The organism is Waltera sp. (assembly GCF_046969025.1).
Taxonomy (GTDB): domain Bacteria; phylum Bacillota; class Clostridia; order Lachnospirales; family Lachnospiraceae; genus Acetatifactor; species Acetatifactor acetigignens.
In genome coordinates, this window is the sequence record NZ_JBKVQF010000010.1 from 12,957 (window position 1) to 28,144 (window position 15,188).

The window sequence follows — 15,188 nt, forward strand, 5'->3', positions numbered from 1 at the left end:
TTAATGAGGTTAAAAAAGTTGACAGAAGAGAAATATACGATCCGAAAGTATAAAAGAATTTTATTTTATGTGGTGATCCTTGTGCTGCTTGCAGCCTTTGTTTTAGGGCAGCGCATTTACCCCAGTGAGAGGGACACGGTCACGGAGGAAAGCATTACTTTTACGGGAACCTTTTACCGGGTGCTGGCAGACGGAACAGAACAGGAGATCCAGGTCCCGGGCAAATGTGATGTGCCGGCAGGAGAGCTTTTGGTCATCCGGGCAGTGCTTCCACAGGATTATAAGGAAAATACGATCGCCATCAGGTCCTCCCTGGAGAATGTGCGTATTTACATCGGAGGGGAACTGAGGACGGTGTATGATACGGAGAATACCAGACCTTTTGGGAAAAATTCTGCCAGCCGGTATGTGTTCTGCGAGACATCAGGAGAGGATGCGGGAAAGGAAGTGCGGATCGAACTGCAGTCCTTTACCCACAAGTATTCCGGTGTCGTCAATACGGTATATTGTGGGGATAAATTAGATATCTGGGCATATATGTTCCACTGCTATTTTATGGTAACTTTGATCGCCTGTACGATGTTGTTTGCCGGACTGGTCGTGCTGATCATCAGTCTGGTGCTCGATATTGTATACAAGACAAGATTTGATCTGGAGTACCTGGGATGGTGCATGATCCTGGGAGCAGTGTGGATGCTGGGAGAATCGAAGCTGCGCCAGCTGTTTGTTTCCAATGCTTCTATTCTGTCGAATATGTGCTTCTTTGTTGTGATGATCTGCCCGATTCCGATCCTGTTCTATATTGACAGTGTGCAGCAGGGAAGATACCGGAAGGTCTATCATGTGGCAGAGTGTATCACTTGTGTGAATTTGGTACTATGCACGGCCTTACAGGTACTGAATATCGCAGATTTTATCTCGACAATGTTTTTGTCCCACATGGTGATCGCAGGAACCTTCCTGACGGTATTTATCACCATTTGCAGGGATCTTATTCAGGGAACAGCGAAGCATTACAAGCTTCCGTTGATCGGACTGGTGGCTGCCATGATCGCAGTCATGCTGGAGGTGACAGCAGTGTATCGTGTTGTGTCTCTGTCCGGAATCTTTATCGCAACCGGACTGGTGGTCCTGTTGGTCGTTACTCTGATCCAGACAATGGACCGCATCCGCGAGCTGGAGCTGGCCAGGCAGAGAGAGGCAAGGGAAAGCCTGGATTATCTGACAGGTCTTCCTATGCGTCATAAGGGTGAGGCACTGATCCTTGAGAAAATGCAGAAGCAGGGTGGCTGTCTGGGATTTGTGGATATGGATAATCTGAAGAAGATCAATGATGTCTATGGACATAAGGTGGGGGATCATGCCCTCAGACTGGTGGGAGCGACGCTTACAGAGTGCATGAAGAACGCAGTAGTCTGCCGGTTGGGAGGAGATGAATTCCTGTTCTATCTGCCGGAGGCATCAGAAGCAGAGATGAGCATGCGGATAAGAAAGCTGTTTGACAGCTTTGGTGCGGCAAAAAATGTCACGGCGGAGACTTCACCGGCATCCTTGTCCTGCGGTCTGTGCATGTGCAGACAGGGAGGAAACTTTGAAGAATATTATATAAAAGCGGATAAGGCGTTGTATTATGTCAAACAGAACGGTAAAAACAGTTACCGGTTTTATGAGGAGCTGGAGGAACAGCAGCTGGATACACAGGCCAGAAAAAATGACCTGGAGGTAATCGCCGGAGCATTGCTGGAGAGCGGAAGCTATACAGGAGCATTAGATCTTGACTATCGTGAGTTTGCCAGACTGTATCAATATGTAAGCAGCCTGGGAGAACGATACCGGCACCGCTGTTATCTGGTGCTGGTCACCATGGATGCAAAATCAGACCAGACGATGTACATTGATCATATCGATAAAGCAATGGAGTGCATGGAGAAAGCAATCCGGCAAAATATCCGGAAGAACGATATATGCACCCGATACAGCTCTCTCCAGCACCTGATCATACTGGTGGAAGCAGAAGAATCGTATATCCCGGATATTTTACAGCGGATATTCATGAATTATTATGATGCCTACGGCAGGAATGATTTTCTTCCCCGGTATGAGTACAGGAAGATGACACAGGCATCAGATGGAATCTCTTGCGATACTGGTTGCTTCGTTCCTTAATTGACAAAGTCCTGTAAAATAGGTAAGCTAGATTTGTAAAATGATACATGGGAAGAGACCTTTGCGGCACTTCGTGACATTTTTGCAAAAGAGGCACAGCGGCATAAAGAGTTACAGAGCAGTGAAAAATGTGACGGATATAGCAGAAAAGTCTATGAAAGGCTGGTCAACGGCATTTTACGGCAGACGAGGTCCGGGAGATGGCAGCCAACCCTTTCTTTCAATGGGGATTTCCTATGTGAGGTTGCGTTGCCAAATCGTGAGATTTCTCTGGTATATAACAAAGAGATTTTGCGGCGGATGGAAAACATAATTCCACAGGCCACAGCCATTTCGATTCAGGAGGCCGCTTTTTCGGGTGATCATAAACGGCTGAAATCGCAGCTTCAAATGATGCTGACGCAGTCAGTAAGTTTTTTCGATACTGCCGCTGCCGGGGATACTGATTGAACTGAAAGCCGGAAAAAACTGTAGTGATGAAGAATGCCGGGATTCAGACAATCTATAAGTATGGAGTGGCCTTCAGTGGAAAAAACGTGGAGATAGCGGTCGAATAGGAAATGGAGCTGACTACAGCAAATAACAAAACCAAAAGAATGATCCAAGAAAGGGTGCCAGATAATCAGGCATCCTTTTTATATAAAGTTTTTTATAAAAAGTTTACAAAATTTTACGATAATGTTCAAAAATATACAATTTATCAAAAGTGATGTAGACAAACAATAAAAAGATGGGTAATATGTATATGTAATCAGCCAGATGAACGAAAAGTATGTACAACATGCTACATATTTAAAGCAAGAAATATAAAATAAGGAGGAATGTTGCCGATGAAACAGTTCAGCTATATCATTAAGGATGAAATCGGTCTGCATGCACGTCCTGCGGGACTGCTCGCCAAGGAAGCGAAAAAGTATCAGAGTACAGTGACACTTTCCTGTAAGGGGAAATCAGCTGCAGCAAGCAAGCTGATGGCGATCATGGGAATGGGCGTGAAGCACGGAGACAACGTGGAAGTCACGATAGAAGGAGCGGATGAAGATACCGCCGCCGCAGAGCTTCAGAAGTTTTTCCGTGAGAACCTCTAGGAGAAGACCTGCACGACAGAGTTTGGAAGGTAGAAAATGGAAAAATATATTGGAAAATCCGTATATAAGGGAACAGCGATCGGACCTGTCAGTGTTTTGAAGAAAAAGGACAGTCTCGTTAAGAGGATCCATATCGACAACACAGCGGAAGAACTGAAACGGCTGGATGCGGCTAAGGAACGTACGATGACGCAGCTGGGACAGTTATACGAGAAGGCTCTGCAGGAGGTCGGAGAAGTCAATGCAGCTATTTTCGAGGTGCATCAGATGATGCTCGAGGATGACGATTATCAGGATGCCATTCACAGCATGATTCAGAACGAAGAAGTGAATGCAGAGTATGCGGTGGCAGTGACCGGTGATAATTTTGCAGAGATGTTCGCCAACATGGATGATGAATATATGCAGGCCCGCTCTGCGGATGTCAGGGATATCTCCAACCGGCTCGTCCGCAATCTGTCCGGGGAGGAGCAGATTGACTGGAGTACCATGGAGCCGTCGATCATTGTGGCAGATGATCTGACTCCCAGTGAGACGGTACAGATGGATAAGAGTAAGATCCTGGCCTTTGTCACAGTACATGGCTCAACGAATTCCCATACTGCGATCCTTGCACGTATGATGAATATTCCGGCACTGATAGGGGTACCATTGGAACTGGATAAAATTCATAACGGGACCCGGGCTATTGTGGACGGCAGGGAAGCGGTATTTTACCTGGATCCTGAGGAAGAGCAGATCCGGCAGGCAGAAGCGGCACAGCAGACGGAACAGAGACTAAGAAGCCTGCTGGCAGAATACAAGGGACGTGAATCCGTGACAAAGAGCGGACGCAAGGTCAATGTATATGCAAATATCGGCAGCGTATCGGATGTGGCATATGTACTGGAGAATGATGCGGAGGGTATCGGCCTGTTCCGCAGTGAATTCTTATATCTCGGAAGGGACTCTCTTCCGGATGAGACAGAACAGTTCAATGCTTACCGTCAGGTGCTGCAGATGATGGCAGGGAAAAAGGTCATCATCCGTACCCTTGATATCGGTGCGGACAAAAATGTAGATTACCTCGGACTGGGCAAGGAAGATAATCCTGCCATGGGATACCGTGCGATCCGGATCTGTCTGGAGCAGCCGGAGATCTTTAAGACCCAGCTGAGAGCACTTCTCAGGGCGGCAAAATACGGAACACTGGCCATTATGTATCCGATGATCATTTCCGTGGAGGAAGTGCTGGATATTCAGAAAATCGTAGCTGAGGTGGCTAAGGAGCTGGAGGAAGAAAAGCTTCCTTACGCAATTCCGGAACAGGGAATTATGATCGAGACTCCTGCGGCTGTCATGATGAGTGAGGAGCTGGCGGAGCATGTTGATTTCTTCAGTATCGGCACGAATGATCTGACACAGTATACTCTGGCTATCGACAGGCAGAATAACAGACTGGACAGATTCTATAATCCACATCATGAGGCAGTCCTGCGTATGATACAGATGACTGTTGATGGGGCACATAAGCATGGAAAATGGGTCGGCATCTGCGGAGAGCTGGGAGCGGATACGACACTGACCACACGATTTGTACAGATGGGAATTGATGAACTCAGTGTGGCACCGTCCATGGTGCTGAATGTCCGTAGTAAAATATGCGAAATGGAGTGAGAGATTCATGAGAATATACAAAGCGAAAGATTATGCAGATATGAGCAGAAAGGCTGCAAATATTGTATCGGCACAGGTTATTATGAAACCGAACTGTGTTCTCGGACTGGCTACGGGATCCACTCCCATCGGTCTGTATAAACAGCTGGTGGAATGGTTCCGCAAGGGAGATCTGGACTTTTCTGAGGTTATGACGGTGAACCTGGATGAATATAAAGGCCTGAGTCGGGAAAACGATCAGAGTTATTACTATTTTATGCATCAGAATCTGTTTGACCATGTGAATATCCCGGTGGAAAATACACATCTGCCAAACGGAATGGAGCCGGATTCGGAGAAAGAATGCCATAGATATGCGGAACTGATCCAGTCACTGGGCGGTGTGGACCTGCAGCTTTTGGGAATTGGACATAACGGGCACATCGGTTTCAACGAACCGGGAGAGAGTTTTGACAAGCAGGTACATTGCGTGAACCTGACAGAGTCTACGATCGAAGCCAACAAGAGATTCTTCGCATCGGCGGAGGATGTTCCGAAGCAGGCATATACCATGGGGATCAAGACCATTATGCAGGCGAAGAAAATATTGATCGTAGCCAGCGGCGAAGACAAGGCGGAGATCGTACAGAAAGCTTTCTTCGGCCCCATTACACCGCAGGTGCCGGCATCGGTATTACAGCTTCATAATGATGTAACGCTGGTGGCAGACGAAGCAGCGCTTAGTAAGCTTTCTGAATAAGAAAGGGGAAGCTGATAGGTCATGAGAATCAGAAATGCAAATATATATACAGAGGAGCATCGGTTTGTCAGAGGGGATGCAGCCGTGGAGAACGGCAGGTTCGTAAGCTGTACCGGGAATCCGGCAGGTGAGGAAGCTGTTGTGGATGCCAAAGGCATGTATCTGATACCAGGACTGGTGGATATTCATTTCCATGGTTGTAAGGGCGCAGATATGTGTGACGGTACGAAGGAAGCACTGGATGTCATCACATCATATGAAGCCTCTGTCGGTGTGACAAGTGTCTGCCCGGCTACCATGACGATACCTAAGGATGAACTGCTGGAGGTCATGAAAAATGCCGGCAGCTATGAGTATTCCGGTGGATCCCACCTGGTGGGCATTAATATGGAAGGACCTTTTATCAGTCCGGCGAAAAAGGGTGCTCAGGCTGCAGAAAATATCATGCACTGCGATTATGAATATTTCAGCAGGCTGCAGAAAGCAGCGAACGGGCTGATCAAGCTGGTAGATATCGCACCGGAGGAGCCGGGAGCGATGGAATTTATCGACAGAGCCAAAGGAGAAGTGGTCATTTCACTGGCGCATACAGCTTCCGACTATGATACAGCAAGGGAAGCCATTGAACGTGGAGCATCTCATGCGACACATTTGTATAATGCAATGCCGCCGCTGAACCACAGGGAGCCCGGCGTGATCGGGGCAGTGAGAGATTCAGAGAAATGTCATCCGGAGCTGATCTGTGATGGTGTACACATTCATCCGTCAGTGATCCGTGCAACGTTTGCGATGTTTAGTGCTGACCGCATGATCCTGATCAGTGACAGTATGCGTGCAACGGGCCTGGAGGATGGTGAATATACTCTGGGAGGACAGCCGGTTACCGTCAGAGGCAATCTGGCTACCCTGCATGACGGCACGATCGCCGGATCGGCGACGAATCTGATGGATTGTATGCGGTTTGTAGTAAAAACGGTCGGTCTGCCGTTAGAGACGGCAGTGATGTGTGCCACGGAGAATCCGGCGAAGGAGATCGGCATTTTCAATGAAGTGGGCAGTATATCCGTTGGTAAGAGGGCAGATTTCGTACTCCTGGATCAGGAACTGAACATTGCAGCGGTATATATCGACGGAAAGGAGTTCACATGTTAGATTTTTTGAAAGGTAAGCGAAAAGGGAATTGTATCGGATCTCCCTGTAAGGGGAAGGCAGTTGCTCTTACGGAGGTACCGGATCCTACATTTTCCGAGAAGATATTGGGAGACGGATTTGCAGTGATCCCCTCTGAGGGGAAAATATATGCTCCCGCAGACGGAGAGGTGACCGTGGTATTTGATACGCTTCATGCGATTACCATGACAACGGATCAGGGAGCGGAGCTTCTGATCCACATCGGACTGGACACCGTGACGCTCAAGGGGGCCCCCTTCACGGCACATGTTGCTGCCGGAGATCATGTCAAAAAGGGCGATCTTCTGCTGGATGCGGATCTGGAGAAGATTCAGGAAGCCGGACTGCATATCATCACTCCGGTCCTGGTCTGCAATACCGATGAATATAACAAGATCAGTATTCTGAAGGAGGGAGAGGTATCTCCCGGCGAGGACGTGCTCCAGATCTCTTAAGAGCGGTACGTCCGTATCAACTAACGAAACTGACCGGAGCTGTTCCGGTTGAGTATAATGTAAAGGAGGAGAAATGTATGAAGTTTCTTCAAAAACTGGGTAAAGCGTTAATGCTTCCCGTAGCGGTTCTGCCGATCTGCGGTATCCTCATGGGTATTGGTTACTGGTTGTGCCCGGCAACAATGCAGGGTGGTGCGATCGAGGGTGTAAGAAATCTGATCGGTCTGTTCCTCGTAAAAGCTGGTGGTGCTCTGATCGACAACATGGCGATCCTGTTTGCAATCGGTGTAGGTGTCGGTATGTCAGAGAAAAATGACGGTACCGGAGCCATTGCAGCTCTGGCTTCCTGGCTGATGCTCACAACACTTCTGTCTACCGGATTTGTTACGACCATTATGCCCTCTATCGCTGAGGATGCTACCAAGACACTGGCATTCGATAAGATTGCGAATCCCTTTATCGGTATTATTGCCGGTATCATCGGTTCCATGTGCTACAACAAGTTCAAGGATACCAAGCTTCCCGACTGGCTGTCCTTCTTCAGTGGTAAGCGCTGCGTAGCTATCGTAGCAGGTGTGGTATCTATTCTGGCATCTGTTGTACTGCTGTTCGTATGGCCTTTACTGTTCGGCGGTCTGGTAGCTCTCGGTGAAGCTATCGTAAGTCTGGATGTATTCGGTGCCGGCATTTATGCTTTCCTGAACCGTCTGCTGATCCCTACCGGATTACATCACGCACTGAACAACGTATTCTGGTTCGATACCATCGGACTGGGAGATCTGCAGCACTTCTGGAAAGGTGAGACAAGCGCTGATGTATCCTGGAGCCTTGGAATGTATATGTCCGGCTTCTTCCCTTGTATGATGTTCGGTGTCCCCGGTGCGGCTCTGGCAATGGTAAAATGTGCAAAGCCCGCCAAGAAAAAGGCAGCGATCGGTCTGGTAGCTTCCGCAGCAATCTGTTCCTTCATCTGCGGCGTTACCGAGCCCTTTGAGTTTGCATTCATGTTCTTAGCTCCCGGACTGTATGTGATCTACGCAGCACTGTACGGCATCTTCACCATGATCACTGTTGCTCTTGGCTTCCGTGCAGGCTTCAGCTTCTCCGCAGGTGCGATGGATCTGCTGTTCTCATCCCGCCTGCCTGCAGCGGCCAGAATCTGGCTGATCATCCCTCTGGGCATTGCAGCATTTGCTGTATTCTACTTCGTATTCCTCTTCGCTATCAAGAAATGGGATCTGAAGACCCCCGGTAGAGAAGATGATGATGTAGAAGCAGAGAAGAAGATCGAGCTGGCAAATGATGATTTCGCAGCAATCGCAGCAACCATTCTGGAAGGCTGCGGCGGCAAGGACAACATTGCAAGCATTGACAACTGCATCACAAGACTGAGACTGGAAGTAAAAGACATTACCGCAGTGAATGATAAGGTGATCAAATCTGCAGGCGTAGCCGGTGTCATGAAACCCGGTAAGACCTCCGTTCAGGTAATCATCGGACCTAAGGTTCAGTTCGTAGCGGATGCATTTTCCAAGCTTTGCGAATAATAAAGCACTGATAAAACTGAATATATGACCGGAAGAAAGACCTGCCTGGGAAGACCATGCGGGTCTTTCTTATACGCAGGCCCGATGCCTGCGGGATATATTGTAATGTAATGGAGAGAAAAGTCATGAAAAAATCAACAGGAAAGAGGGGAAACGGGGGATTTTCATTAGTAGAGCTGATCATTGTAATAGCTATCATGGCAGTGCTGGTGGGAGTATTGGCACCGCAGTATCTGTCTTATATACATAAGGCAAAGGTCGCTGCAGACCAGGCGAATCTGAAGAACTATTTTACGGAGATCCAGCTGGATTATATTACTACAGGAAAGTATAACCCGGCGATATATAGCATGTCTTCGGATAGACCGGATTCGCTGAAGCAGCGTGAAATTCATTTTCTGAACGGATCGACAGCCAAAATGCAGGCCGGATATTTCTCGGTGACAGAGGACACACGAGGGAAGGGGGGGATACAATATCTATTATTATTGTGATGAGTGTCTAAGTGATAATGATAGTGTGAAAAATAAGCATCTGGATACCTGTGCGACAACATTTCTGTGATGGCGCTTGAGAGGAATATGTTATCTTCCCAGACATAACCCGATATTATCAGAAATATAGCAGATGTACCCATGCTTCCCGGCGTAGGCGGCTGCCTGCCTGCGGATGGTGGGATCCATTGCGCATTGCGTATTCCAGGGTGTAAGCGGTACAGCCGTGTGACATAGCCAGATCCAGATACTCAGTATAGTATTCACGCGTGCTTTGATCATTTTTAGTATAGATATCCTTTGAAAAATCATACGCAGTAAAAACGTTCTCCTGGTTTACCCCATCGATGAGAACGTTTTTTTCTGTTGTAAGATATTTTTTTACAAAACAGTCCCCACCGTTGATCATGATCTTTCTGCCTGTATGGTTCATATAGTCCAGAATTGTAAGGATTCCGTCATAGATGGATTCCTGCGGATAGTTATAGTATACATCCGTGTTATCGACAAAAAAGCCGTCCACACCCTTCTGCACCAGAGAGTCTACTCTGGAAGCTGTACATGCCTGCCATTCCGGAGCCGAGACATCGATCCATTTTTCCTCCGGCCAGTTCTCATAAGCGCCCAGTGTATATTTCTCAAAGTCTGTATCATAGGATCGGAAGCTTTCGATCGATCCGATATTGATATAGGAGTAGATTTCACGGACACCATTTTCTCTTAAACGGGCAATGTCATTTTGGGAAAAATATTCCGCATCTATGACAAGCAGATCAATGTCAGAAAGTTTTTCTGTGATTTCAGAATCTTCACCGATCAGGACAACGTATTTTCCTGTACTATCGGAGGTGCTGGCAGAGCAGGCACTGAGCAGGGCTGTAGATAATATCAGAATGAGAACACATATTATTTTTATGAATAGCTTCGTTTTCCTCAATTAACGGTACCTCCTTTTTCGCTTGATCTGCTTCAATATTTGTATCCAGATAATTATACTATAGATGGCTCTACATTTCATGTATTTCTGTTAACTATTCAGAGCCATACAAAATACTGCATTCAGGCAGATAATGTCGAAAAAAATATCTGTAAAAATATTAAAAAGGGCGAAAAATATTGAAAAATGTGATATAATTTTTTATGCAAATATAAGATAATACCGGGACAAAAAGCCCCCGGATTTGATGCGTTCAGCGGTTAAGACAACCGGGAAAGTAGGAAGTTATATGAAGATTCAGGATTTTTGTGACATGGACAAATTTGAGCAAATCATGAAGAACTGGGCAAGCAGTACAGGACTGGCAACCGTGGCTGTGGGTGCAGACGGAAAATACATCAGTGACTGTTATAATTTTACGGAGTTCTGTATTGATCTGACGAGAGGAAGCGCAGAGGGGAAAAAGCGCTGCGAGCAGTGTGACAGAGAAGGCCATGGTGTGTATCCCTGCCATGCGGGACTTGTGGATTTCGGTATTCCGATCACACTGGAGGATGGAACCGTGTTGGGCAGTATTATCGGAGGACAGGTGCTGCCGGAGAATCCGGATGAGGAGAAGTTCCGTCAGACAGCAAGAGAACTTGGCATTGATGAGGATAAATATATCAAGGCCTTGAAAAAGGTAAATGTAAAGACAAGGGAGCAGATCGACGCTTCGGCAAATCTGCTGGGAGATGTGATCAACATGTTCGTAAGAGCCAGCTACGTCAACAGGAAAAACGAGAATCCGGTAGGTGAGCTAAAGGGTGGCATTACGAAAGCTGCGGAACAGATCGAGGAAGCAACGGACAAGACCAAGGAAATCGATGGCTACAGCAAGAGACAGCAGATTCTGGCACTGAATGCTTCGATTGAGGCTGCAAGAGCCGGAGATCAGGGCAGGGGCTTTGCCGTGGTGGCAACGGAAGTACAGAAGTTAGCAAGAGATATGGCGACCTCCAGTGCGGACATTAAGAAGCTGTTGGGAGAGCTGCATGTTACGATCAACCATTTGAATCAATAGTAATTTAGGATAAAGTTTACAGGAAAACCGTTTTTCTGATCCACAAAGGCGCAGAAAGGCGGTTTTTTTGCACATTTTTGCATGTTTCCTTTTGGTGTGTATAAAAAAGTCGGAGAAGTTGTCCGATATTCTCAATAGAGGAACCAGGTAAACAAACGGATTTGGCATTTATTTTCAAGGAGGAAATAATTATGGCGGGAATCGGAGCAACCGGCAGCGTAGGTGCGTATGCTGCGCAGAGTGATTACAGCAAGAGTACGAAGACGAAGAAGCCTGAGGTATTCGGAACGCCGGATAAGACAGCCGGCACAACAGGTACGGGAAAGACGTCCGAAACGGCACAGACCAGGGGAAAGACTGAGGATTACGGCAGAACCATCGGTCAGCCGGAGCTGTCGGAGAAGGCTGCGAAATACTATGAGCAGCTGAAGAAGAGGTACGGAAATTATGATTTTATTCTGGTCAGCAGAGATCAGAAGGAGAATGCAAAAGCCAATGCTGCAAAATATGCCAATGGCTATAAGACGGTTGTTCTCATTGATGAGGACAAGATCGAACAGATGGCAACAGACGAGAAATTCCGCAAACAGTATGAGGGAATCCTGAGCGGTGCCGCTGCACAGATACAGCAGTTAAAGACCAGCCTGCAGAGTTCCGGTGCGCAGGTCAAGGGCTTTGGAATGCAGGTAAATGATGGAGGAACACTGTCATTTTTCGCTGTATTGAAGAAATCCAGCGCCGAGCAGAAGGCCCGGATCGAGAAAAAGGCTGAGCAGAAGAAAACAGAGAAAAAGGCTGCGGAGAAGAAGGCTGCTAAGAAAGAAAAGGAAGAACGGCTAAAAGACAAGAAGTCGGATAAGGTAGCAGACAGCAAGGAGGAAGCCGGCACAGAGGATACGGTAACGATCAGTGCCGGTTCCATAGAAGAACTGTTGTCTAAGATAGAAACCTACAATTTCAACACACGGAGTGACAGTGTGCAGACCGCAGGCGAACGGCAGGTCGGCCAGAACTTTGACTTCAGAGGGTAAGGTGATGCTGTATGATTTCTATGGGGAAGTCCGGAGGTGTTTACGGGAGCGGCAATACCGGTTTGCCGCAGGCATTTTCCGGAGGAAAGAAGACGCAGAACAATCAGAAGAGTATCTTCGGAGCAAAAAATAAAAGTTCTGTTACCGATATTCGTAGAATGCTGTCCAGAAACAGTCAAAGTACGCAGACGCAGGCAGCGAACAGTTGGGGACAGGATTCTATTGTGACGAGTACTTTAAGTTACAGTGAATCGCTGCGCAATCAGAGGCAGCAGACGAAAAATACGACGCTGGCGCTGAAGAAATTGAAGTACCAGTTCAAAAATATCTCGTCCAAGATACTGCGGAGCAAGACGTCCCAGGCGGCAAAGCAGGCAGTCGGGCAGGCGAGAAGAGAGATCATGCGCCTGAAGCGTCAGAAGCAGAACAGTGACAGTGACAGCGACAGTGAAGAGATCGACGCAGCAATCGCTCATGCACAGGCTATGGAACGTGTGGCGAAGAAGAAAGCAAAACATCTCGAAGAAGAGGAAATGATGAAGGCTGCCGGCGGAATCTGCCAGGGAGACCGGATCAGTGAAGAAGAAACGAAGGATGCGCAGGACGCAGAATCTGAAAACGCGCGGAATGCGGAAGAAATGTCTGCGGAAAGTTCTGCGGATGAAATGTCAAGGGATCTCTCCGCATATGAGTATGCAGGCAATGAGGTGCATGCAGGGGATAGCTATGATATATCCGACTATATTGATCTTGGCATAGATGCATTCTATGCGCAGACGGGAGACTTTATGTCGGAAATGAGCGATTTCACTTCGGAGATGATGCAGGAAATGTCCGATAGCTTACGCGACTTGATGGAAGAGATGGGGCTGGATGGATTATCAGATAATGCGGTCTCTGTGAATAGGGAGATGGATCCCGCAGACCTCAAGATGATGAAGATCAAACACCGCAACAAAGAGATGAAAGACATCGTCAAGGCCGATGCGGAGTACCTGAAAGCAGTTTTCAACCACCTGGAGAAAATGAAAGACAACGTGGTCATTCCCACCGGGAATGCAGGAGCGGTTTCCTCCGGCATGACAGGGACTTCATTTTCCGCAGATGCTGTCGGCGTAGGTGTATCGGCGGCGCCTGTGCCGGTGATCAATATTACATTATAGGGTGGACATATAAGAAGAAATTTGACATCCCGGACACTGTGCTTGTGAGACAGACACAGTGTCCGGGATGGTTTTATATAAAAACATTTTTGATTTTCGTGAAAAACCACGTGAAAACATTTTTGATTTTCGTGAAAAACCACGTGAAAACATTTTTGGATTTCGTGAAAAACTATACAAAAACATTTTTGATTTTCGTGATTATTTCCGCCCGTATAGGATTCCCATGCCGGAGATCATCCAGGGAGCAGCGGCATATCCCGGGATAAAATCCAGTTTCTTCTCAAGATTGCCGATGTAGTGAATTTCTGTGATTCCTTCTTTTTTCAATTCTTCGACAAATTCTTCCATGTCACCGTAGAGTGCTTTCTGGGAGAACATGTCCTGAAAGGAGAAGGCACCGCCCTTTTTGACTATGCGCAGAGCTTCTCTGACCACATCCCGTTTATCCTTGGCGGAACGGACTTCGTGGAAGACAAAGTTGCTGACAGTGGCATCGAAGGTCTCATCCGGATCTTCCAGATGGGCGGCATCTCCTTTGTGGAAGGTGATCCGGTCGGCAACACCCTCCGCTTTCGCATTGGCTTCACATTGCTCTTTGGCATAGTTCCACTCGGCACCCCAGTAGTCCATACCGACGAGTTTTGCCTTGGGGAAAGCCTTGGCGCAGCGGATCGTCAGGGCAGCCGCACCACATCCGATGTCGAGCAGAGTGCCTTCGCCGTCCCATTCCAGATGATCTACGAGATGCTGATGGACTTTTGCCATCATGTTGCCTTTGCCGAAGGCAAACAATTCATGACAGATGTGCATGTAAATGCCATAGACCAGGCAAATCGCGGCAAGAATGCCCAGGATCCATGTCGGAATGGCAAGATGCAGCACCGGTCCGGTCACATAGGCGGCAATGCCGAGTACGGCAGCAGCGACATAGCACAGCGCCAACATTTTTTCAGGTACCCAGTTTCCGTAGTTCACGTTTTTGTTCATAACTAATCCTCCTACTTGTTTTCTGAATATAACAAAAGTTATATTTGTTATTTTTTATAAAAGAAAATGCCCACCGCATTAACGGTGAGCATCCTTCTCGCTCTTAAAATATGCAATTAAACCCTGCGTTCCGGCATCGGCGTGAATACCGATGGCTTTCGTCAGGAACAGGCGGTGTTCCATATCATAATCTCCTTTGATCAATTCCAGAAATCCGTGTAACCTCATGGATGTCAGAATCCGTAGTAATTCTTTATCGGGCACATAGCCTAGTTGTTTTTCATAATAGCCCTGAAAGGCCGTGAACATATTGTTGAAGACGACATCCCGGAAGGATTCGTATTTGCTGCCGGAGCATTTCTCCAGTACCAGTTCACATTCCTGCCTGTGCGCACAGATATATTCCATGATCTCACGTTCATTCTGCTCTGCGGTCTCAGGATGTTCCTGTTCTCTTTTGGTAATTTCATACATCATTTTCTGATATTCGGCAATCAGGGGATCCAGAATTGCCCCCAGCAGTGCCTCTTTATTTTCAAAAGAGAAATAAAAAGCCCCGGTAGTAACTCCGGCCCGTTTGCAGATATCCCGGAGGTTCGCCCCGGCGTAGCCTTTTTCCAGAAATTCTTCCCTGCCGCAGCGGATTAAGTTTTCTTCCGTGATTTTCTTACGATCTGTCTCCATAACAA

Annotated in this window: 15 protein-coding genes; 12 read left to right on the forward strand and 3 right to left on the reverse strand. The window is 47.4% G+C overall.

Annotated elements, in window-relative coordinates; genetic code table 11:
* Positions 1-18: 18 nt before the first annotated feature.
* From ACLTOH_RS07110 to ACLTOH_RS07150, 9 genes are all read left to right on the forward strand, one after another.
* Positions 19-2,166, forward strand: coding sequence for a GGDEF domain-containing protein (locus tag ACLTOH_RS07110; protein WP_412223748.1), 2,148 nt, complete (start codon positions 19-21; stop codon positions 2,164-2,166).
* A gap of 300 nt (positions 2,167-2,466) precedes the next feature.
* Positions 2,467-2,616: a hypothetical protein gene (locus ACLTOH_RS07115; RefSeq protein WP_412223750.1), complete on the forward strand. Its 150-nt coding sequence runs from the start codon at positions 2,467-2,469 to the stop codon at positions 2,614-2,616.
* Positions 2,617-2,996: 380 nt separating this feature from the next.
* Positions 2,997-3,254 (forward strand): HPr family phosphocarrier protein, encoded by a 258-nt coding sequence (locus tag ACLTOH_RS07120; RefSeq protein ID WP_022154617.1) that lies wholly within the window; start codon positions 2,997-2,999, stop codon positions 3,252-3,254.
* A gap of 36 nt (positions 3,255-3,290) precedes the next feature.
* Complete coding sequence (gene ptsP / locus ACLTOH_RS07125; protein ID WP_148448735.1) at positions 3,291-4,910, forward strand: phosphoenolpyruvate--protein phosphotransferase; 1,620 nt, start codon at positions 3,291-3,293, stop codon at positions 4,908-4,910.
* A gap of 7 nt (positions 4,911-4,917) precedes the next feature.
* Positions 4,918-5,649, forward strand: a complete 732-nt coding sequence (gene nagB, locus ACLTOH_RS07130) for a glucosamine-6-phosphate deaminase (protein ID WP_022154619.1) — start codon at positions 4,918-4,920, stop codon at positions 5,647-5,649.
* A 21-nt stretch (positions 5,650-5,670) separates the two neighbouring features.
* A complete protein-coding gene (gene nagA, locus ACLTOH_RS07135; RefSeq protein ID WP_412223751.1) occupies positions 5,671-6,801 on the forward strand; it encodes an N-acetylglucosamine-6-phosphate deacetylase in 1,131 nt (376 codons plus the stop codon).
* Positions 6,795-7,274, forward strand: coding sequence for a PTS glucose transporter subunit IIA (locus ACLTOH_RS07140; protein ID WP_022154621.1), 480 nt, complete (start codon positions 6,795-6,797; stop codon positions 7,272-7,274). The genes nagA and ACLTOH_RS07140 overlap by 7 nt, the downstream gene beginning before the upstream one ends.
* A 77-nt stretch (positions 7,275-7,351) precedes the next feature.
* Positions 7,352-8,821, forward strand: coding sequence for a PTS transporter subunit EIIC (locus tag ACLTOH_RS07145; protein ID WP_412223753.1), 1,470 nt, complete (start codon positions 7,352-7,354; stop codon positions 8,819-8,821).
* A gap of 125 nt (positions 8,822-8,946) precedes the next feature.
* A complete protein-coding gene (locus ACLTOH_RS07150) occupies positions 8,947-9,315 on the forward strand; it encodes a type IV pilin protein (protein ID WP_412223755.1) in 369 nt (122 codons plus the stop codon).
* 118 nt (positions 9,316-9,433) lie between these two features.
* On the opposite strand, the gene ACLTOH_RS07155 is transcribed toward ACLTOH_RS07150, so the two are convergent.
* On the reverse strand, positions 9,434-10,252 hold the full coding sequence (locus tag ACLTOH_RS07155; protein ID WP_412223757.1) for an endo alpha-1,4 polygalactosaminidase: 819 nt from the start codon (positions 10,250-10,252) through the stop codon (positions 9,434-9,436).
* 289 nt (positions 10,253-10,541) lie between these two features.
* On the opposite strand from ACLTOH_RS07155, the gene ACLTOH_RS07160 reads away from it, so the two are divergent.
* From ACLTOH_RS07160 to ACLTOH_RS07170, 3 genes are all read left to right on the forward strand, one after another.
* The gene (locus tag ACLTOH_RS07160; RefSeq protein ID WP_412223759.1) at positions 10,542-11,315 is read left to right on the forward strand and encodes a PocR ligand-binding domain-containing protein; all 774 of its coding nucleotides are present in this window, start codon (positions 10,542-10,544) and stop codon (positions 11,313-11,315) included.
* Positions 11,316-11,506: 191 nt separating this feature from the next.
* Positions 11,507-12,346 (forward strand): DUF6033 family protein, encoded by an 840-nt coding sequence (locus tag ACLTOH_RS07165; RefSeq protein ID WP_412223761.1) that lies wholly within the window; start codon positions 11,507-11,509, stop codon positions 12,344-12,346.
* 11 nt (positions 12,347-12,357) lie between these two features.
* Positions 12,358-13,509, forward strand: a complete 1,152-nt coding sequence (locus ACLTOH_RS07170) for a hypothetical protein (protein ID WP_337631120.1) — start codon at positions 12,358-12,360, stop codon at positions 13,507-13,509.
* A 201-nt stretch (positions 13,510-13,710) separates the two neighbouring features.
* On the opposite strand, the gene ACLTOH_RS07175 is transcribed toward ACLTOH_RS07170, so the two are convergent.
* Entirely contained in the window at positions 13,711-14,499 is a 789-nt protein-coding gene (locus ACLTOH_RS07175; protein WP_022312346.1) for a class I SAM-dependent methyltransferase, read from the reverse strand.
* 78 nt (positions 14,500-14,577) lie between these two features.
* A complete protein-coding gene (locus ACLTOH_RS07180) occupies positions 14,578-15,183 on the reverse strand; it encodes a TetR/AcrR family transcriptional regulator (RefSeq protein ID WP_118538812.1) in 606 nt (201 codons plus the stop codon).
* Between the last annotated feature and the right edge of the window lie 5 nt (positions 15,184-15,188).